We start from the raw sequence: 19,933 nt of genomic DNA, 5'->3' as shown, positions 1-19,933 counted from the left end.
AGGCAGTCATTATGTGCATAGTTGCTCATGTAATTTACAAGTTCTTTAGATTATTAGAAATAACATCAATCTAGAGGCGTATTCCGGGGGCACCAAATGTTTTCAGTGATTGCATGCATCCGCGACGATCATGATATCAGGCTGATTTTTGTTGCCGCATTTACCTGCCTGATGGGCAGCCTCGCCACCATGCTACTTTTCGCACGCGCACAGGAGTGCCGCTCGCATCAGCGCCGCTACTGGATCACCGCTGCGGCCTTTGCCAGCGGTGTCGGCATATGGGCGACGCATTTCATCGCCATGCTGGCATATCAGGACAGCATCCCCATCACCTATGCCGTGTCACCAACATTACTGTCGATGGTGTTTGCAATTCTCGGCTCATGGCTCGCCATCTCCGTCGCATTCGAGTGGGACAATTCGATGTCGTTCGCCTCTGGCGGCGTGTTGATGGCATTCGGCATCGGCGCCATGCACTTCACCGGCATGCAGGCCATAGAAACATCGGCCAAGCTCTCCTATAGCCTGCCACGTATTGTCGCGTCGGTTGCGGTCGGTATCAGCTTTGCTTCATTGGCCTTTGTCGCCTTTCGCAGGCTTCATCGCGTCAGGCGCATCGTTGTCGGCGCGCTCCTGCTGCTGTTGGCGATATGTTCGCTACACTTCACGGCGATGAGCGGTGTCTCGCTTACGCTGGAGACGGATGTGCCCTCGGAGGCGCTCGCGATCGACCGCAGCTTTCTTGCCAGCATCGTCCTCGCAGCAGCCACGGCACTGATTCTCAGCTCTCTCGGCGCGATTTTCATCGATCGTCATCTCACAGATCTGCGTGGCTTTGCCAATGCGTCGCTGGAAGGGCTGCTGGTCCTCCGAGACGGCCGGATCATCGATGCGAACGAACGCTTCTTCACCATTTCCGGATGGTCCACACAGCAGGTGATCGGTGCGGTGCCGGAAGCCTTTCTGACACTCGATCTGGAGGCCTGCACCGAAGCTGCCATTCCGCTTGAAACAACGCTTTCCGGTCGCGACGGCAAGGCCATTCCCGTCGAAACCGTGATCCGCTCCATTACATATCGCGGCCACGAATGCAGCGTACTCGTCGTGCGCGATCTGACGGAGCGGCGCCGGGCCGAGCAGATGATCGAGCATCTCGCCCATCACGACATATTGACGGATCTTCCCAATCGCTCGCTGTTCGACCAGCGCATGCGACAGGCGCTGCAGATGGCAAACCGCAAGCATGGCGAGGTCGCAGTCTTCTGCCTGGATCTCGACCGGTTCAAGGCGATCAACGATGTCTTCGGTCACGCCGAAGGAGACCGCCTTCTTTGCAGGGTCGCCGGCATCCTCCAGCGCGTGGCCGAGGAAGGCGATACGGTTGCGAGACTTGGCGGCGACGAGTTCGCCATCATCCAGCCCATGCGCCAGCAGCCCGAGGCCGCCACGCGTCTTGCGGAGCGCATCTTGGTGGAATTCGCCGCGGAGATGGACACCGCCCGCGATCCGACGGCGGTTGGCGTCAGCCTTGGCATTGCGATCTTTCCGCGCGATGGCGCCAATGCCGAGCAGCTCTATGCGAATGCGGATACCGCGCTCTACCGCGCCAAGCGCGCAGGCCGCGGTCATGCCTGCTTCTTCGACGCCGAGATGGACAAGGCCGCCCGTATGCGTCGGCAACTTGAGAACGACTTGCGGCAGGCCATTCTGCGCAAGCAGCTCTATCTCGACTATCAGCCGATCTATGACGTCGGCAGTGATAGCGTCAGCGGTTACGAAGCCCTGTTGCGCTGGCGGCATCCGGACCGCGGCATCATCGAACCCGAGACGTTCATTCCCATTGCCGAGGAGAGCGGATCGATCGCGGCAATCGGCGAGTGGGTGCTGGAACAGGCGTGCCAGGAAGCGGTCCGCTGGCGTCAGCCCGCGAGCGTCGCTGTCAATCTGTCACCGCTGCAATTCATGATCCCGACGCTCTACGATCAGATCGAGCGCATCCTGCGAAAAACCGGGCTCGATCCGCGGCGACTGGAGCTTGAAATCACTGAAGCGGCTCTGATGCGCGAACGCACGGCGGTCCTTGCGACGCTGCAGCGCCTGCACCGCCTTGGCGTTCGTGTGGTCATGGACGATTTTGGCACCGGCTTCTCCTCACTCAGCAATCTGCGCGCATTCCCCTTCGACAAGATCAAGGTCGATCGCAGCTTCACCGGCGCACTCGAACATGATCCGGCGGCGCGCTCGATCGTCCGCGCGATCATCGGTCTCGGGCACAGTCTGAATATGCCCGTGGTGACGGAAGGCGTGGAGACGGAAATCCAGCGCCGCATCGTCATCGAGGAGGGATGTGCCCAACTTCAAGGGATATTCTTCGGCAAGCCGGATATCGGGCCGAGCCAGCAGTTTCCCGACATGGACCGGGCGGCGGGATAAGAATGGAGCACGTTCGGGTGAAGCCGCGGAAACGCTCTGCGCGCTTTCCCTGCCACAACGCCGCGCGTCACTTATGACGCGCAAAGGTGCCGTAACACTTTAGATTTATTGCATAATTCCTTAAATCGATTCCGATTTAAGGAATTATGCAATAGTGCTTCAATCATGCTTGGCGTTGTCCAGAATGCGCCGGATATACTCCAGCAGCAGTTCGCGCTCGAAATTGCGAAAATCCTTGAGAAGCTCGGAATCGGTCGCCGTCGCAGCCTCTATGGCCTCGGCCTTCATCTCGCTCGCCTTCACCGTCAGGAAGATAAGTTGCGCTCGCTTGTCCGTTGGGTGCGGGCGGCGCTCCACCAGCCCGTCGCGTTCCATGCGGGACAACGTATTGGCCATCGTCGCTTGCTCGATATCGACCCGCTCCAGCAATTGCTTCTGCGTCAGCCCGTCTTCGGACCATAGTTCCAGCAGGATCGGAAACTGTCCGGGCGAGAAACCGAGCTTGTTCGCCCGTTGCAGCAACGAGCGAGAAAATACCTTCGCCAATTGACTGGCAAGGTAGGCTGCGGAGTCCATCCGATTAAATCCCATGATTGCAAGTATGCCGAGGATTCAGAAACAAGACAATCAGCAAATATTGGGTAGGGATCCGTTGGGAATCCTCAACTTCATGAGCGGTTAATAATCTCTAAGGTTGTATTTTTCTCATGAAAAAGCCGCCATGGCCTGGAGGGCGCCATGGCGGCTCGAAAAAGGGGGACAAAGGCCCGGAGAGGGGATAGGCCTTTGTCCGAGTCTGACGTGGCGGGGGACAGGCCGGTTGTCAGACCCTCGGCGTATCAATCGCCGGTGAGTAACATTTGTGATTCCAAATATGGTTTTTCAAGGGAATGCGCAGATTAGATTGATTAAAAATTAGTAACGTTTCGGTGAGAGATCCGGCGCGCTCGTCAGCCTGCAAAACCAGAACTTTATATGGACGTTGGAGGTGCGCCACGCTATCCATGTCACCATGAAAAAAGGTGATCATCTCTTCCTCGTCGACGGCTCCGGTTTCATTTTCCGGGCCTTTCACGCCCTGCCGCCGCTGACCCGGAAGTCCGATGGATTGCCTGTAGGCGCCGTCTCCGGTTTCTGCAACATGCTGTGGAAGCTCCTGACCTCGGCGCGCGACACGTCGGTCGGGGTGACGCCCACCCATTTCGCCGTGATTTTCGATTATTCCTCGAAGACTTTCCGCAAGGAGATCTTTCCGGAATACAAGGCAAACCGCTCCGCACCGCCCGAGGAGCTGATCCCGCAATTCGGCCTCATCCGCGAGGCGACACGTGCCTTCAACCTGCCTTGCATCGAGACTGACGGTTTCGAGGCCGATGACATCATCGCCACTTATGCCCGCCAGGCCGAGGCTGCCGGTTCCGATGTGACGATCATCTCGTCCGACAAGGATCTGATGCAGCTCGTCACCCCGATGGTCCACATGTATGACAGCATGAAGGACAAACAGATCGGTATTCCTGACGTCATCGAGAAATGGGGCGTGCCGCCGGAGAAAATGATCGACCTGCAGGCCATGACGGGCGATTCGGTCGACAACGTTCCCGGCATTCCGGGCATCGGGCCTAAGACGGCGGCGCAGCTGCTTGAGGAATTCGGCGATCTCGACACGCTGCTGGCCCGCGCCGGCGAAATCAAGCAGCAGAAGCGTCGCGAAAACATCATCGCCAATGCCGAGCTTGCCCGTATCTCCCGCCAGCTGGTGTCGCTGCGGACTGACGTGCCGTTAGAACTGCCGCTCGACGCCCTGGTGCTGGAGCCGCAGAACGGCCCGAAGCTGATCGGCTTCCTGAAGGCGATGGAATTCACCTCGCTCACGCGCCGCGTCGCCGATGCCTGCGATTGCGATCCTGCGGCGATCGAGCCATCCGTCGTCAAGGTCGAGCTGGCTGATGGCGCGCATGGCCCGGATCTCGATGTCGGTGAAAATGTCGAACTCGTCGCCGGCAGCGAGGTGTCTACCGAGGGAGCCTCCGTGCCAGTGCCGGCGGCAAAGCCGCGCCTGGCCGTCGAGGGGTTGAGCGAGCCGGCCGACCTCGCCAATGCGCGTGCCGCAAGCTTTGCCACTGCGCCGATCGATCATTTGAAATATGTGACCATCCGCGATGTCGCCACGCTCGATCAATGGATCGCCGATGCGCGCGAAACTGGCATCGTCGCCTTCGATACCGAGACGACATCGCTCGATGTGATGCAGGCCGAAATCGTCGGTTTCTCGCTGGCGATCGCCGATAACCGCAATGATCCCACGGGCAGCTCCATCCGCGCCGCCTACGTCCCGCTTGCCCACAAGACCGGCGTCGGCGACCTGCTCGGCGGCGGCATGGCGGACAATCAGATCCCGCTTCGCGATGCGCTGCCGCGATTGAAGGCGCTGCTGGAGGATGCATCCATCCTCAAGATCGCCCAGAACCTTAAATACGACTACCTGCTGATGAAGCGCTACGGCATCGAGACGAAGTCTTTCGACGACACGATGCTGCTCTCCTATGTGCTCGATGGCGGCTCCAACGCTACCCACGGTATGGATAGCCTCTCCGAGCGCTGGCTCGGCCACAAGCCGATCGCCTATAAGGACGTGGCTGGCAGCGGCAAATCCAACGTCACCTTCGATCTCGTCGATATCGACCGCGCCACGGCCTATGCGGCCGAGGATGCTGATGTGACGCTACGCCTCTGGCTGGTGCTGAAGCCGCGGCTTGCGGCAGAGAAGCTCTCGGCAGTCTACGAGCGCCTGGAGCGGCCCCTTGTGCCGGTGCTTGCCCATATGGAAGAGCGCGGCATCACCATCGACCGGCAGATCCTTTCGCGCCTTTCGGGCGAACTGGCGCAGGGCGCCGCCGCCCTCGAGGACGAGATCTATAATCTTGCCGGCGAGCGCTTCAACATCGGTTCCCCGAAGCAGCTCGGCGATATCCTCTTCGGCAAGATGGGATTGGCCGGCGGCAGCAAGACCAAGACAGGCCAATGGTCGACCTCGGCGCAGGTGCTGGAAGACCTGGCGGCCGCAGGCTTCGATCTGCCGCGCAAGATCGTCGACTGGCGTCAGCTCACCAAGCTGAAATCGACCTATACCGACGCTCTGCCGGGCTACGTCCATCCGCAGACGAAGCGCGTTCACACCTCCTATTCGCTGGCATCGACCACGACCGGGCGCCTTTCCTCGTCGGAACCGAACCTGCAGAATATTCCGGTGCGTACGGCGGAAGGCCGCAAGATCCGCACCGCCTTCATATCGACGCCGGGCCACAAGCTGGTTTCGGCCGACTACAGCCAGATCGAACTGCGCGTTCTGGCGCATGTCGCCGATATCCCGCAGCTGAAGCAAGCCTTCGAAGACGGCATCGACATTCATGCGATGACGGCCTCCGAGATGTTTAGCGTGCCGGTGGAGGGCATGCCGAGCGAGGTGCGCCGCCGCGCCAAGGCGATCAACTTCGGCATCATCTATGGCATTTCGGCCTTCGGCCTCGCCAACCAGCTCTCGATCGAGCGCTCCGAAGCCAGCGACTACATCAAGAAGTATTTCGAGCGCTTCCCCGGCATCCGCGACTATATGGACAGCACCAAGCAAGCTGCGCGCGACAAGGGCTATGTCGAGACGATCTTCGGTCGCCGCATCCATTTCCCGGAAATCCGCTCCTCCAACCCGTCCGTCCGCGCCTTCAATGAGCGTGCCTCGATCAATGCCCCGATCCAAGGCTCGGCCGCGGATGTCATCCGCCGCGCCATGATCAAGATGGAGCCGGCGCTGGCCTCAGCCGGGCTTGGCGATCGCGTGCGCATGCTCTTGCAGGTGCATGACGAACTGATCTTCGAAGTCGAGGATGCCGATGTCGAGCGCACGATGCCGGTCATCGTCTCGGTCATGGAAAACGCCGCCCTGCCGGCTGTGGACATGGCCGTGCCTTTGAAGGTGGACGCGCGCGCCGCCAATAATTGGGATGAGGCGCACTGAGCCGGAGAGAGCTGAGCGTGAACGAGCCCAGGGCGACGTCGGAAGAGATGGTGGCCGTCGCCCTGCCGACGCTCGGCAGGATGCCGATATATGGAACGAGAGTTGCTCAGCCTGACGGCGGAAATATCAGCTGGTTTTTCCATTGCGGGGAATATTCCGACGCCGAGGATTTCTATCAGCCGGTTCACGCCAGACATCTGGGCGAGGTGCTGCCGCTCGTCGTCAAATATCTTCATCTTCCCGTGGGGACGAAGTTGACTGTCGACGACCAGGGCTATGAGGATGTGTGGCAGGCCGAATGACGTTCGGCCCACCAGCATCGGAACCGGTCACTTCCGGATCAGTGCTTCCAGCGCGGAAATGATGGCGGTTTCGGCTTCTTCGAGCGTGCCGCTATTGTCGATATCGGTGACATCGTAGCCGTCCTGAACGGCAAGCGTGCTGCGTTCCAAGCGCTTCAGCACATCTTCACGGCTTTCGCGGCCGCGTGCCATAAGGCGTTCGGCCAGCACTTCCCGCCGCGCGGTGATGTTGATGACCTTCAGTCGCGGAAAGGCGGTCTGGAAATGGGGCAGCGCCGAGCGTGAGCCGTTGGCAATAACGAGATTGCCGCGTGCAAGCTCGTCCGCAACTTCGTCCGGGATGCCGTATTTCAGGCCATGCGCTTCCCAGGAGACGGCGAAAGCGCCGGCCTGCTTCATCGCATCGAAATCCGCATCGGAAACGCTTCTATGGTTTTCGTTGCCGGCATCGACCGTGCGTGTGATAACACGGCGGACGAAGTGAACGTCGGGCCGGCCGGCGAAATGCCGGGCGGCCAGATTCATCAGTGTGTCCTTACCGGCACCGCTCGGGCCGACGACGACCGCCAGGACGCCGGCCGTCGCACTCGAAAGGCTGTCGTTAGCCGGCTCGAGATTAGCGTCCGTGCTCATGCGACCCGCCGTCCTTCCCGCCAGACGGAACGGGTGACCGGCACGCCATGATCGCGGCGAACGCGAACCAGGTCGGCGCGCAGGCCCTCTGCGATGCGGCCGCGATCATCAAGGCTGACGGTTTTTGCGGGCGTTGCGGTGACCATGGCGATCGCCTGCGGCAGCGAAATGCTCTCAACCTCATCCGCAAGGATGAAGGGAGCATGCAGCAGGCTGAGCGGCACGTAGTCGGAAGAGAGCACGTCCAGCACGCCGAGTTCGGCCAGATCGCGCGCTGCGATATTGCCGGAGTGCGACTTGCCACGCACGATATTCGGCGCGCCCATCAGCACGCTCATGCCGGCGCCATGAGAAGCCTTGGCCGCGTCGATGCTGGTCGGGAACTCCGCCAGGCGGACACCGTAGTGAATGGCTTCGTCGACATGGGCAAGCGTCGCGTCGTCATGGCTGGCGACGGTAATGCCGCGTTCGGAGCAGACCTTGGAGATGGCGTCGCGGTGCGGGGTCGCGTACTTGGCCGATTCTTCCTGGCGCTTGGCAACGAACTTGGCAAAGGCCTCGTCGCTCAAGCCACGCTTCTTCTGGTAGTAGAAGATGTACTGGTCCATGGTCTGGAACTGGCGCTGGCCGGGTGCGTGATCCATCAGCGACACCAAGCGGACATAGGGGTCTTTCTCGAAGTCCTGGAAGTGATCGAGGACGTTGTCGGAGGAAACTTCGCAGCGCAGGTGGATCAGGTGGTCGGCGCGCAGCCTATCCTCGCGCTGGGCGGCCTGAATGGCATCGGCCATATCGCGCATCTCGCCCTTTTCGAAGCCGCCATCTTCATCAGAGCCCATGCGCAGGCAATCGAATACTGTCGTGATGCCTGAGGTGACGATCTGGGCATCGTGCGCCTGGATCGCCGACGTCTTGTGCCAGCGAACACCAGGGCGCGGGGAGTAATGCGCTTCCAGATGGTCGGTATGCAGTTCCACCAGACCGGGGATCAGGTAATCGCCTTCGAAATCTTCGCCGATCGCGGACTTGCCTTCGGAAATGTCGGCAATACAACCGCCACGGATCAGCACCGAGCCTGCGACGATCTTTTCTTCAAGGACGATGCGGGCGTTGGAAAGGACGGTTTCTTTGGTCATGTCGGGTCTTTCATCATTGGAGCAATTCCAGCAAAAGTGCGAAGCGGTTTTGCGTCCGGAATTGCGTGAAAACAAAGAGATAGAGCATTCCCGCGACTACGTTTGAAGTCGAAATGCTCTAGCTGCCAGCAAGTGGCAGCCAGGAGCGGACGGTAAAGGGTGCCCCACGCTCTTCTTCGACGAAGATGGCAAGGCTGGAAATGGCGAGAGCTTTGCCGGAATGGTCAGCAAAGCGTTCGCGCAGGGTTTCGTGCATGTCGGCCTGACGCTCCGTCGGCACAGGCCCGGTCAGCGTCATGTGGAAGCGGAACTCGTCACTGACATAAGGGTAGCCCCAGCGCAGCAGATGGGCGCGCTGTGGCTCCGTCAGCGCCTCCGGCTTGCGCCGGGCGATATCATGGTCCGAAAGCGGGGCGCGGAACGGCTCGAAAGTTTTGACGACGCTGAAGGCAAAATCCTGCAGCGGCTGATGCAGCGAGCCGGGCACGAGCGCGAAGAATGGGCCAAGCTGGCCGAGTACCAGCTCCGGAATCGTGAAGGCCTTGGTGCGCGAGGCGAAATCGGCGGCAACCTCGAGCAGGTCGCGCTCATTCACCGAGGCGGCGAGCTCGAAAGGTGCTTTTAGCGTGGCATGGAAGCCGTAGCGGCGCGGATCGGCTGTCAGTTCGGCATGGCCTTCCGGCAGCGGACCCATGGCCTTGTCGGAAAAGATCTCATTGGAAAAAGCATCGCGACCCAGCCAGCGGGCGGCCAGCGCAGTCAGCGAATCGTCTTTGGGCGGCGTGAAATAGAGAGCATAGCGCAAGGCTGAATTCCTTGGAAAAATCGGCTGCGCGCGACACTGTTGGGTGATTTGCGACAAACCGCAAGAGCAGCAAGACCGCAGCTGGTCGAATCCGGCTAAATCCGATTCGATCAATGCGGTCTTGTCGGGCTTGCGCTACCGGATTCCCGTGACAAAATGATGATGCGCTGCGATTTTCTCGCTCTTTTTTACTTGGCCCTCGTACCCATCAGGCGCGACCGCAGGGCGTTGGATGCGGCGTCGAACAGGAAGACGACGATGAGGATCAGCAGCACCATGTAGGCGACGTTCGCCCAGTTGGCATTGGTGCGCATCGCTTCCCAAAGCTTGAGGCCGATACCGCCGGCGCCGACTGCACCGATGATGGTCGCACCGCGCACATTCGATTCCCACTGGTAGAGCGTTTGGCTGACGATGACGGGAACGATCTGCGGCACGATGCCGTAACGCTGCACCAGGATCTGCGGTGAACCCGTGGACTTCACCCCTTCGCGCGGCTTGTTGTCGATGTTCTCGAGGCCTTCGGAATAGAGCTTGCCGAGCGTACCCGTCTCCGTGAGGAAGATGGCGCCGCTGCCGGCGAGCGGGCCGGGGCCGAAGGCGCGTGTCAGGAACAGTGCCCAGATCAGCATGTCGACCGAGCGCAGGAAATCGAAGGAGCGCTTCAGGACCTGATTGAGCAGTCGGTTCGGTGTGATGTTGCGGGCAGCGAGGAAGGCGAGCGGGAAGGCTGCGAGCGAACCGAGCAGCGTGCCGAGGAACGCCATGACAATGGTCTGGAACAGCTTGGTCCAGACGTCGCCGTGCTGCCAGGCGCCATTGTTCCAGATATTGTCGAAGGCCAGCGAGAGATTGGACTGGTCGGGATCGAGCCGCGGCCCGGAAACGATCAGGCTGATGACCTCGTTCGCCGGCTTGTCGAAGAAGGGCGAATGCGTGTCGAAGACGAAATTGGCCCAGCCAAGGAAGCGTTTGCGGATCTTCACGCGATCAGTGGAGATGCTGACGTCTCCGGCAAAGCCCAAATTGGCGAGGATATTGTCGTCATAGACGGTCATCCAGCTCGGCACCGGCTGTGAGCCGACGATTTTCGGGGCATTGCCCGTAATGTCGATGGGAATGGTCAAGCCATGCGCCGTCAGGATCGCCTGCGTCTTGGTGATTGTCACCATGCGGCTGGTGCCGCTCACCGAAACGGCGATGCTGCCATCGGCATTGGTCGTCACCCAGTTCGGATTGGGATTGTCGCCCAGCGGCGAAAAGCGCGGATACTTGATGCTGATCTTATCGCCGGAGATACGGAACTCCGGTTGGACATCGTAGCTGATCCACTGGCTGAGATAGATGCCGACGCGCTCCCAATGCGCGTCCGAGACGACTTTCGCCAGATTGAAGAACCATACGGCATAGATGCTGTAGAGGATGACGCCGATGAAGATCATCAGCGCGCCATAGCGCTGGCGGAAGGATCGATGAAAGACCTCCGGGTAACGCGCTTCGATTTCCTGCATACGGCTGGCGTCGATGACGGACATGGGGAACCTCAATGCTGCAGAAGGAAGGCGTGCTCGCCGACGAGACGGCGGCGGAGCCATGCGGAAAACTGGTCAACGACAATGATCGTCGCGAAGAGGAGCAACATCAGCGCCATGGTCTTGGCGCCGAAGCCGCGCGAGATTGCAAGCTTCAGCTCTTCGCCGATACCGCCGCCGCCGACGGCGCCGATGATGGTGGAGGCGCGAACGTTGATTTCGAGGCGCAGCAAGGCATAGGACATGAAGTTCGGCAGCACCTGGGGCAGGGCGGCAAAGCGCACGCGCTCGGTCCAGCTTGCGCCGACGGCGCGCATGCCTTCATCCGGCTTCATGTCGATGTTCTCGATAACTTCGTAGAACAGCTTGCCGAGCGCGCCGATGGTGTGAAGGCCGACGGCGATGATGGCTGCGATCGGGCCGATCGACAGGATGGCGGAAAACAGTCCGGCAATGACGATTTCCGGGAAGGCGCGCAGCAGTTCCATGATGCGCTTGGCGATCAGGCGGATCGGATGCGACGGCGAGAGGTTGCGCGCGGCAAAGAAGGCGAGCGGCACCGCGAAGACGAAACCGACAATGGTCGAGACCAGCGCAATGTTGATCGTGACGATCATCAGCTCGAAATATTCGGGGATGTAGAAATCGCCCCAGACATAGACACGGCCGAGTGGAAAATTGAATTCCTCGCCGCCAGCACCGTTGGCGCCATTTGGGCTCGGCAGGTCGAAGAGGGCGCGATAGACGTCGGCCCAGTCCTTGGGAATGAGCCAGCTTACGAAGTCGAAGAGATGCGGCAGGCGCTCGAAGAAATGGCCGGCATTGCTTTCGTCGGCAAAGCGGACGGAACTGACGAAAGCGACGAGCAGGATGACAAGGCCGATTCCGGTGTAAAGACGGCGGCGGGCCACCATCTTGGTCCAGGCGTCGCCGATCTCCTTGGCGCCCTGGGGCGGGCTCTGCATGTTCGGGTGCGTATCGGCAATCGTCATGTAATCCTGCCTTTGTGAATAGCAAAAGGGCGGCCGTCGCCAGCCGCCCAGTTATCGGAATGCTGATTAGCCGCCGATGGCAGCCTTACGAACGTCGATAACGGCGTTGTAGAAGTCCGGGGTAACCTTGACGTAGCCCTTGAAGTCGCCGCCTTCGATGGCGTTGAAGCACTTGGCGTCCGTGGTCGGCAGCTTCAGGAAGAAGTCGGCCAGCTTGGCCTGCCATTCGGTGCCGAGAGCGTTGCGAACGACGAGCGGGCCGTTCGGGATCAGCGGCGAGCGCCATACTTCGACCAGCTTGTTCGGGTCGACGGTGCCCTTGTCGACAGCCTTGCGGAAGGTGCCGGAGGTGAAGCCGTCCTTGAAGTCGCCGATGCCCGAGGAGTCGTCAACAGCAACGTCGACCTTGCCGTCGTAAGCGGCGAGCAGGTTGTTTTCATGACCGCCGTTGAACTGGGTCGAAGCGAAGAACTTGTCGTTCGGAGCGCCGGTGGTCTTCGGAATCTGCGTCAGCGGGACGAGGTAGCCCGAGGTGGAATCCGGATCGGCGTAGCCGAGCTTCTTGCCCTTGGCGTCGGCGATCGTCTTGATGCCGGAAGACTTCAGAGCGAGGCCGATGGAGTAGTAGCCGGTCGCGCCGTCGGTCTGCTGGGTGGTCAGGATCGGGGTAACGGCCTTCGGGTCCTTGATGGCAACGGCTGCGTAGCCGGAAGCGCCGAGTTCTGCGAAGTCGAGCGTGCCGCCGAGCAGACCCTGGATAACGCCGTTATAGTCAGCGGCCGGGAAGAGCGAAACCTTCTCGAAACCGAACTCCTTCTTCAGGTGGTCGGAAAGGCAGGCGTAGTTGCGCAGGCGGTCGGCTTCGTTTTCGCCGCCGAGAATGCCGACGCGGAATTCCTTGAGGTCTGCAGCGTTGGCACCGCCAACGAGCGCGAGAAGCGCCGTAGCCGCAAGAAGAGTCTTCTTCAACATTGGGTTCGTCTCCTGATTAACCGGTGTCCCCGGATGCCTTCGGTCTAGAAGAAATGTGCCCTTGACGCGGGCTCTCGATCCCGGCCGTCTCTCTCAGAGACCGGCCAGCGCCAGCGGTTGCGGGCCAGCAGATTCAGTTGCCGCGGTTTGCGCGGCCGGATCGGCGAAGTTGATTGCGGTCGACGTCATGGTCTCGTCGATGCCGGCGCCGTCCTTGTCGGTTCCGTAGATTTCCTTGACGGCAGCGGCCGTCAGTTCGGATGCCTTGCCGTCGAATACGACGCGGCCGGCCGCCATGCCGATGATGCGTTCGCAATAGTTGCGGGCAGTATCCAGCGTGTGCAGGTTGGTGATGACGGTGATGCCTTCGCGCTCATTGATGTCGCGCAGCGCATCCATGACGATCTTGGCGTTCAGCGGATCGAGCGAAGCGATCGGCTCGTCGGCCAGCATCATCTTTGGCTGCTGCATCAAGGCACGGCAGATGGCGACGCGCTGCTGCTGGCCGCCGGAAAGCGTGCCGGCCATCTGCAGGGCCGTCTGTTCGATGCCGAGCCGTTCGAGAGCGGCAATCGCTTCAATGCGCTCTTCGCGGGTGAAGACGGAGAGCAGGCTCAGAACGGTGGAGCGCTGGTTCAGGCGGCCAAGCATGACGTTGGTGAGCACGTCGAGGCGCGGAACGAGGTTGAACTGCTGGAAGATCATGGCGCAGTCGCGCTGCCAGCTGCGCAGCGCACGGCCTTTGAGCTTGGAAACCTCGACGCCGGAGAAATGGATGGAGCCGGAACTCGGATCGGCCAGGCGGTTGATCATGCGCAACAGCGTCGACTTGCCGGCACCGGAACGGCCGATGACGCCGACCATCTGGCCCTGGGGTATGTTCAAAGTCACGGAATCCACAGCGAGCTTGTTGCCAAACCGGCGCGAGACATTCCTGAGTTCGAACATAATGCTTCCCTTTCGCGGCTGCCGGGCTGCAAAAAATCAGCGTTACCGGTGCTAAGAATGGGCGCACGCCCCTGCCTCGAAGGGAGTTTCGAGGGGGCCGGCGCCAACCACAAGGCAACCGATTAGTCCCGCTTCATGAAGCTCCAATGTCAGTTTTATGTAAGTGCTGTTACAATTCGCCCCGATTTTACACGTTTGAGGACTGAATCCTTCGGTTGTCCTCAGTCGTCAAATAAACCGGTAGGTAAGCCGTCCATACTGACGGTGTTTTTCTCACGCCAATACTCTTCTATGCCATCGGGCCCCTTTGCATTGGCCCAGTTGTCGAGGCTTGGTCTTTCGCCTTCATAGTTGAAGAGCGGCACGCCGAAGCCGCAGGACGTCTGCACGAGATCGATATCCAGCCACACGATCTGTCGCGCGCCCAGCGGCTCGTCTCCGTCATAATGTGTGTGCAGCAATTCCCTGTATTCCGGCGATGGCCGACGGATGATCCTGCCGCGGCCGTAGAGGCGAAGGATCATCGGCGGCCCTTCCATCGCGCAGAACATGATGGTCAGCCGCCCGTCGGCCTTCATGTGAGCCGAAGTCTCGTTGCCGCTGCCGGTGCGGTCGAGATAGATGGCCGTGTTCGGGGAGATGATACGCAGGCAGAGCGTTTCGCGCGGCGAGATGTTGACCCGCGAGGCTGCCGTGGCGGATGCCGTGAAGAAGATGTGCTGCCGCGCGATGAAATCGCGCAGCCTGTCGTCGATACTGGAAAACTGCTTTGCCATGAACAACTCCTCCCTTAAACCGGGGCTAGACAGATCGCCCGAGGCTGAAACGCCCGCGGGTCTGGTGCAAGCCCGGCTCGGGCGCAAAGCGTCCTCAGGCGGCGTAGCGATCCAAAAAATCTTCCGCAGACAGGGCGCGGAAGTCGGCAAGCGCCGTGCGAAGGCGGTCATGGTCCCAGTTCCACCAGGCAAGCTTGTCCATGCGAGCTCCGACTTCTGCCGTAAAGCGCTCGCGGATCAGCTTTGCCGGCACGCCGCCGACGATCGTKTAGGGCGCTACATCCTTGGAGACGACGGCGCCTGCACCGATGACCGCACCGTTGCCGACCGTCACGCCAGGCAGGATGGTAGCGCCGTGGCCGATCCAGACATCGTGACCGATGACGACGCGGTGGTCGCGCCGCCAGCTGAAGAAGTCTGTTTCCATATCGGCATCCGGCCAATAGTCGGCGGCCCGATAGGTGAAGTGATGCAGCGTGGCACGCCATGTCGGATGGTTGGTGGCGTTGATGCGCACCGCGGCTGCGATGTTGACGAACTTGCCGATCGTCGCGCACCAGATGGCGCCATCCTGCATGATGTAGGAATAGTCGCCGATCTCGACTTCGTCGATGCGGCAGCGGTCGGAGACTTCAGTATAGCGGCCGAGCGTCGAACTGTTGACGCTGGCCGAGGAGCTTATGTAGGGCGTCTCGCCCAGTTGCCGGCTCATGCTGCTGCCTTCCTCGGCGAAAACTGCGAAACGTCGAGAATACGGCTGCCGACGGCTTCGCGGACTTCCTCATCGTGGAAGATGCCGAGAAGCGCGACGCCCGCCTGCTTCTTCTTCTCGATCATGTCGACGACGACGGCCCGGTTTTTGGCATCGAGCGATGCCGTGGGTTCGTCGAGCAGCAGGATGGCGTGGTCGGTGATGAAGCCGCGGGCGATGTTGACACGCTGCTGCTCACCGCCGGAGAAGGTGGCGGGCGGCAGCTGCCAGAGTTCCCGCGGCAGGTTCAGCTGCGCAAGCAGACCTGCCGCCTTTTCGCGGGCATTGTCAGAGCTGACGCCGCGAGCCAGCAGCGGCTCGGCGACTACATCGATGGCGGCAACGCGCGGCACCGTACGCAGGAACTGGCTGACGTAACCCATGGTCTGCCGGCGGACCTCAAGCACGGTGCGCGGGTCGGCCGTGGCAAGATCGACGATCTTGCCCTTGTGCGTCACGAGGATCTGGCCGTTGTCAACGGCGTAGTTGCCGTAGATCATTTTCAGCAGCGAGCTCTTGCCGATGCCGGACGGGCCGCCGAGCACGACGCATTCACCTGCGGCGACGGAGAACGAGACATCGGCGACGACAGGCAGGCGAATGCCGTCGCGCAGATGCATGGTGAAGCTTTTGAAGACTTCGGAAACGACGAGTGGGGTTGCCATTTTTCTTCCTCAGACCTGCAGGATCGAAGAGACGAGCAGTTGCGTATAGGGTTCGCGCGGATCGTCGAGCACGCGGTCGGTAAGACCCTGTTCGATGACATAACCGTCCTTCATCACCATCATACGATGGGACAGAAGCCGGGCGACGGCGAGATCGTGCGTGACGATGATGGCCGAAAGGCCAAGATCGTTGACGAGGCCGCGTACGAGGTCGAGCAGACGCGCTTGTACCGAAACGTCGAGACCACCGGTTGGCTCATCCATGAAGACGAGGCGCGGCCCAGTCACCAGGTTGCGGGCGATTTGCAGACGCTGGCGCATGCCGCCTGAGAAGGCGCGCGGCTGGTCGTCGATACGGTCGGCGTCAATCTCAACACGCTCCAGCCAATCGATGGCCGTGTTGCGGATATTGCCATAGTGGCGGTTGCCGATCGCCATCAGCCGCTCGCCGACATTGGCGCCTGCCGAAACCGTCATCCGCAGGCCATCGGCCGGGTTCTGATGCACGAAGCCCCAGTCAGTGCGCATCAGGAAGCGGCGCTCGGCTTCGTTCATGCGGAAGAGGTCGCGATAGGTCTCGTCACGCATATGGTATTCGACGCTACCGGTGGTCGGCAGCAGCCGCGTCGAGATGCAGTTGAGCAGCGTCGTCTTGCCGGAGCCGGATTCACCGACGATAGCCAGCACTTCGCCGGGCCATAGTTCGAAGGACACATCTCGGCAGCCGATGCGGCTGCCGTAGAATTTCGAGATGTCCTTGACCTTGAGAAGCGGTGTGTCGCTCATTCGGCAGCCTCCTTGCTGTCGGGCAATCCATCGGGCGCAAGCCCATTTGGTGCCAGCATAAGGCCGGCATGGCCGTGGGCACGGCGATCTTCGCAGAAATCGGTATCGGAGCAGACGAACATGCGCCCGCCCTTGTCGTCGAGGATCACCTCGTCGAGATAGACCTGCTCGGCGCCGCAAAGAGCGCAGGGCTTATCGAAACGCTGAACCTCGAAAGGATGGTCCTCGAAATCGAGGCTGACGACTTCGGTGTAAGGCGGCACGGCATAGATACGCTTTTCACGTCCGGCACCGAAGAGCTGCAGCGCATCCGACAGATGCATTTTCGGATTGTCGAATTTCGGCGTCGGCGATGGATCCATCACGTAGCGTCCCGCGACCTTGACCGGATAGGCGTAGGTCGTGGCGATACGGCCGTTGCGGGCGATATCCTCGTAAAGCTTCACATGCATGAGGCCGTATTCCTCGAGCGCATGCATCTTGCGGGTCTCGGTCTCGCGCGGCTCCAGATAACGCAGCGGCTCGGGGATCGGCACCTGATAGACGAGCACCTGGTTCGGACCGAGCTTGGTTTCGGGGATACGGTGACGGGTCTGGATGATGGTCGCCTCTTCCGTGCGGGTGGTGACCGCGACATTGGCAACCTTCTGGAAGAAGGCGCGGATGGAGACCGCATTCGTCGTGTCGTCGGCGCCCTGATCGATGACCTTCAGCACGTCCTGCGGGCCGATGATCGCCGCCGTCAGCTGCACGCCGCCGGTGCCCCAGCCGTAAGGCATCGGCATTTCGCGCGAGGCGAAGGGTACCTGATAGCCGGGGATGGCGATTGCCTTCAGGATGGCGCGGCGGATCATCCGCTTGGTCTGTTCGTCGAGATAGGCGAAGTTGTAGGTGGCGAGTTCGGTCATTCGGCTGCCTCCGTCATGGGATCCATGCCGCGTTCGCGAGCGGCCTCGAAATCGCGGCGCATCCGCCGCACCAGGTCGAGTTCGGCCTGGAAGTCGACATAGTGCGGCAGCTTCAGATGTTCGACGAAGCCGGTCGCCTGCACGTTGTCGGAGTGGGAAATGACGAATTCCTCGTCCTGAGCCGGCGCAGTAATGTCTTCACCAAGCTCTTCGGCGCGCAGCGCGCGGTCGACCAGCGACATGGCCATGGCCTTGCGTTCGCTCTGGCCGAAAACCAGGCCGTAGCCGCGTGTAAATTGCGGCGGCGCCTTGGCCGAACCCTTGAACTGGTTGACCATCTGGCATTCGGTCACCTGGATACGGCCGAGCGAGACGGCAAAGCCGAGTTCCGGCACGTCGAATTCGACCTCCACTTCGCCGATGCGGATTTCGCCCGTGAAGGGATGGTTGCGGCCATAGCCGCGCTGGGTCGAATAGCCAAGCGCCAGCAGGAAGCCTTCGTCGCCGCGGGCGAGTGCCTGCAGGCGAAGATCGCGGCTCATCGGGAATTCCATCGGCTCGCGCGTCAGGTCACCGATCTCATGGTCGACGGGCAGGGCGCCGTCGCCTTCGATCAGGCCTTCCTGGCCAAGGATTTCCGAAACGCGCATGACGCGGCCCTCTTCGGCCGGGCGCTGCATCGGTTCGTCCACGTCCTCGTCGGTGAGGAGGCTCGGATCGAGCAGGCGGTGCGTATAGTCGAAGGTCGGGCCGAGAAGCTGGCCGCCCGGCAGATCCTTGTAGGTTGCCGAGATACGACGTTCGATCTTCATCGCAGACGTGTCGAGCGGCTGTGAGTAGCCGAAGCGAGGAAGCGTCGTGCGGTAGGCGCGCAGCAGGAAGATCGCCTCGATCATGTCGCCGCGAGCTTGGCGAACGGCAAGCGCTGCCAGCGTGCGGTCATAAAGCGAAGCTTCAGCCATGACGCGGTCGACGCCGAGCGCGAGCTGCTCGACGATTTGGTCAATGCCGAGCGCCGGCAGCGAACGGTCGCCACGGCGACGGTCGGCCAGCAGCCGGTGAGCATTGGCGATGGCGGCTTCGCCACCCTTTACGGCAACATACATATGTCACATCTCCGTCGCGATGATCTTGGTGGTGCGAGGCAGGCATAGGAATTGCCGGCCGGCGGTCAGAACGAGATCCGCACCGCGCGGGAAGAGGGCGCGATTGTCGTTCCAGATGCGAAGGAAGGAATCCGGCAGGCCCACGGGAGCGATGATGCTGACGCCGTTGATGCCCGGGCCGGAAAGCGCCAGGTCCTTGCCGCCTTCGAGGCTTTCGATTTCAAGAACGATCGTCGTCGAGCGATCCGGATATTCTTGGGTGCCGATGGCGAACTGATTGAAGGAGGACAACGCCATGCCGGCCTCGATAAAGGCGAAGGCCGCTTCCAATCGCTCCTGGATGATCGGCGCTCCGGTGTGGAAACTCAGCCATTCCGGCAGGCTCGATCGTCCAAGGCTGGTCGAAAGCCAGACCGGCGTGTCGTGGTCGCAAAGGGTAAGCCCGATCGCGCCGGCGGCGATGCCGAGAGGCTGCGGCGGTGCGACCTCGGTCGTGATGGCTTGCAGAGTTCCCGGGCGGGCCATCGCATCCATCATCATCTTGAAGACATTCTGCCCATCGAAGACCGGATCGGCGAAGCCGCCCGTCAATGCATCATTGCCGAAAGTGGAAGTCGTGAGGCTCATCAGTCTTCTCCGCGAACCATGGTGAAGAAATCGACGCGGGTCGCAGCCGTCTCTTCGGCGCGTTTGCGGTCATATTCGGCGATGCGCTCGGTGACCGGCAGCAGGATCGTCTTTTCGACGAACTCCTTAGTGGCCGACTGCTGCCAAAGGGCATCGAAGATGGCCGAGAGACGAGCCTTGTCGCGATCCGTGCCCAGCGCATGAGCGTGACCGATGGTGCCGGATGCCAGCCGGATGGTGGCGCGGGTCACCGTGACCTCGCCGAGATTGAAGGGCGAACCGCCGCCGCCGATACGGCCGCGTACCATGACCAGCCCCGTTTCCGGGCCGCGCACCGGCTGCACCACCGGCTTGCTCGGCAATGCCTCCCACGCCGCTTCTAGCTCGTCGCGCTCGGCCTGCGCCAGAAGATCGGCAACGCGCTTGCGTTCCCGGCGCTCCTGCGCGGCCGCTTCTTGCCTCTGTGCTGAATTCATCGCATCTTCCTCTAAATATCTATTGATATAGACAACCATACAATGTAGATTTATATCTATTGGTGAGTCG

At 61.0% G+C, this 19,933-nt stretch carries 19 protein-coding genes; 3 read left to right on the top strand and 16 right to left on the bottom strand.

Features of this window, described 5'->3' with window-relative positions:
- The first annotated feature begins 96 nt into the window (after window positions 1-96).
- Window positions 97-2,433 carry an EAL domain-containing protein gene (locus tag QD461_RS21505; protein WP_414089574.1) on the top strand — a complete coding sequence of 779 codons (2,337 nt, stop codon included), beginning with the start codon at window positions 97-99 and terminating at the stop codon, window positions 2,431-2,433.
- Between the two features lie 159 nt (window positions 2,434-2,592).
- On the opposite strand, the gene QD461_RS21500 is transcribed toward QD461_RS21505, so the two are convergent.
- Complete coding sequence (locus QD461_RS21500) at window positions 2,593-3,009, bottom strand: MarR family winged helix-turn-helix transcriptional regulator (RefSeq protein ID WP_184708773.1); 417 nt, start codon at window positions 3,007-3,009, stop codon at window positions 2,593-2,595.
- Between the two features lie 436 nt (window positions 3,010-3,445).
- On the opposite strand from QD461_RS21500, the gene polA reads away from it, so the two are divergent.
- Together polA and QD461_RS21490 are read left to right on the top strand one after the other, a co-directional pair.
- Window positions 3,446-6,448 (top strand): DNA polymerase I, encoded by a 3,003-nt coding sequence (polA, locus tag QD461_RS21495; RefSeq protein WP_414089612.1) that lies wholly within the window; start codon window positions 3,446-3,448, stop codon window positions 6,446-6,448.
- A gap of 17 nt (window positions 6,449-6,465) precedes the next feature.
- Entirely contained in the window at window positions 6,466-6,750 is a 285-nt protein-coding gene (locus QD461_RS21490) for a hypothetical protein (RefSeq protein ID WP_414089573.1), read from the top strand.
- A 27-nt stretch (window positions 6,751-6,777) separates the two neighbouring features.
- Here QD461_RS21490 and phnN read toward each other — a convergent pair whose 3' ends face one another.
- From phnN to phnG, 15 genes are all read right to left on the bottom strand, one after another.
- Window positions 6,778-7,383, bottom strand: coding sequence for a phosphonate metabolism protein/1,5-bisphosphokinase (PRPP-forming) PhnN (phnN, locus tag QD461_RS21485; RefSeq protein WP_414089572.1), 606 nt, complete (start codon window positions 7,381-7,383; stop codon window positions 6,778-6,780).
- Window positions 7,380-8,519, bottom strand: a complete 1,140-nt coding sequence (locus QD461_RS21480; protein ID WP_414089571.1) for an alpha-D-ribose 1-methylphosphonate 5-triphosphate diphosphatase — start codon at window positions 8,517-8,519, stop codon at window positions 7,380-7,382. Before QD461_RS21480 ends, phnN begins: the two co-directional genes overlap by 4 nt.
- Before the next feature lie 118 nt (window positions 8,520-8,637).
- Window positions 8,638-9,324: a DUF1045 domain-containing protein gene (locus tag QD461_RS21475; RefSeq protein ID WP_184708767.1), complete on the bottom strand. Its 687-nt coding sequence runs from the start codon at window positions 9,322-9,324 to the stop codon at window positions 8,638-8,640.
- 188 nt (window positions 9,325-9,512) lie between these two features.
- Window positions 9,513-10,859 (bottom strand): phosphonate ABC transporter, permease protein PhnE, encoded by a 1,347-nt coding sequence (gene phnE, locus QD461_RS21470; RefSeq protein WP_414089570.1) that lies wholly within the window; start codon window positions 10,857-10,859, stop codon window positions 9,513-9,515.
- 8 nt (window positions 10,860-10,867) lie between these two features.
- A complete protein-coding gene (phnE, locus tag QD461_RS21465) occupies window positions 10,868-11,848 on the bottom strand; it encodes a phosphonate ABC transporter, permease protein PhnE (protein WP_414089569.1) in 981 nt (326 codons plus the stop codon).
- 66 nt (window positions 11,849-11,914) lie between these two features.
- Window positions 11,915-12,820, bottom strand: a complete 906-nt coding sequence (phnD, locus tag QD461_RS21460) for a phosphonate ABC transporter substrate-binding protein (RefSeq protein ID WP_184708761.1) — start codon at window positions 12,818-12,820, stop codon at window positions 11,915-11,917.
- A 93-nt stretch (window positions 12,821-12,913) separates the two neighbouring features.
- Window positions 12,914-13,768, bottom strand: a complete 855-nt coding sequence (gene phnC / locus QD461_RS21455) for a phosphonate ABC transporter ATP-binding protein (RefSeq protein WP_414089568.1) — start codon at window positions 13,766-13,768, stop codon at window positions 12,914-12,916.
- A 221-nt stretch (window positions 13,769-13,989) separates the two neighbouring features.
- A complete protein-coding gene (locus QD461_RS21450; RefSeq protein WP_414089567.1) occupies window positions 13,990-14,544 on the bottom strand; it encodes a pyridoxamine 5'-phosphate oxidase family protein in 555 nt (184 codons plus the stop codon).
- 94 nt (window positions 14,545-14,638) lie between these two features.
- Window positions 14,639-15,256, bottom strand: coding sequence for a DapH/DapD/GlmU-related protein (locus tag QD461_RS21445; RefSeq protein ID WP_414089566.1), 618 nt, complete (start codon window positions 15,254-15,256; stop codon window positions 14,639-14,641).
- Window positions 15,253-15,960 carry a phosphonate C-P lyase system protein PhnL gene (gene phnL / locus QD461_RS21440; protein WP_414089565.1) on the bottom strand — a complete coding sequence of 236 codons (708 nt, stop codon included), beginning with the start codon at window positions 15,958-15,960 and terminating at the stop codon, window positions 15,253-15,255. The genes QD461_RS21445 and phnL overlap by 4 nt, the downstream gene beginning before the upstream one ends.
- A gap of 9 nt (window positions 15,961-15,969) precedes the next feature.
- Entirely contained in the window at window positions 15,970-16,746 is a 777-nt protein-coding gene (gene phnK / locus QD461_RS21435; RefSeq protein ID WP_414089564.1) for a phosphonate C-P lyase system protein PhnK, read from the bottom strand.
- On the bottom strand, window positions 16,743-17,654 hold the full coding sequence (locus tag QD461_RS21430) for an alpha-D-ribose 1-methylphosphonate 5-phosphate C-P-lyase PhnJ (RefSeq protein ID WP_414089563.1): 912 nt from the start codon (window positions 17,652-17,654) through the stop codon (window positions 16,743-16,745). The genes phnK and QD461_RS21430 overlap by 4 nt, the downstream gene beginning before the upstream one ends.
- On the bottom strand, window positions 17,651-18,760 hold the full coding sequence (locus QD461_RS21425; protein WP_414089562.1) for a carbon-phosphorus lyase complex subunit PhnI: 1,110 nt from the start codon (window positions 18,758-18,760) through the stop codon (window positions 17,651-17,653). Before QD461_RS21425 ends, QD461_RS21430 begins: the two co-directional genes overlap by 4 nt.
- 3 nt (window positions 18,761-18,763) lie before the next feature.
- Complete coding sequence (phnH, locus tag QD461_RS21420; RefSeq protein WP_414089561.1) at window positions 18,764-19,387, bottom strand: phosphonate C-P lyase system protein PhnH; 624 nt, start codon at window positions 19,385-19,387, stop codon at window positions 18,764-18,766.
- Window positions 19,387-19,863 (bottom strand): phosphonate C-P lyase system protein PhnG, encoded by a 477-nt coding sequence (phnG, locus tag QD461_RS21415; RefSeq protein ID WP_414089560.1) that lies wholly within the window; start codon window positions 19,861-19,863, stop codon window positions 19,387-19,389. Before phnG ends, phnH begins: the two co-directional genes overlap by 1 nt.
- Window positions 19,864-19,933: the final 70 nt, after the last annotated feature.

Source organism: Rhizobium sp. BR 314 (assembly GCF_047445805.1).
GTDB lineage: Bacteria > Pseudomonadota > Alphaproteobacteria > Rhizobiales > Rhizobiaceae > Rhizobium > Rhizobium lusitanum_B.
This window is presented reverse-complemented; position numbering and strand designations above follow the sequence as displayed.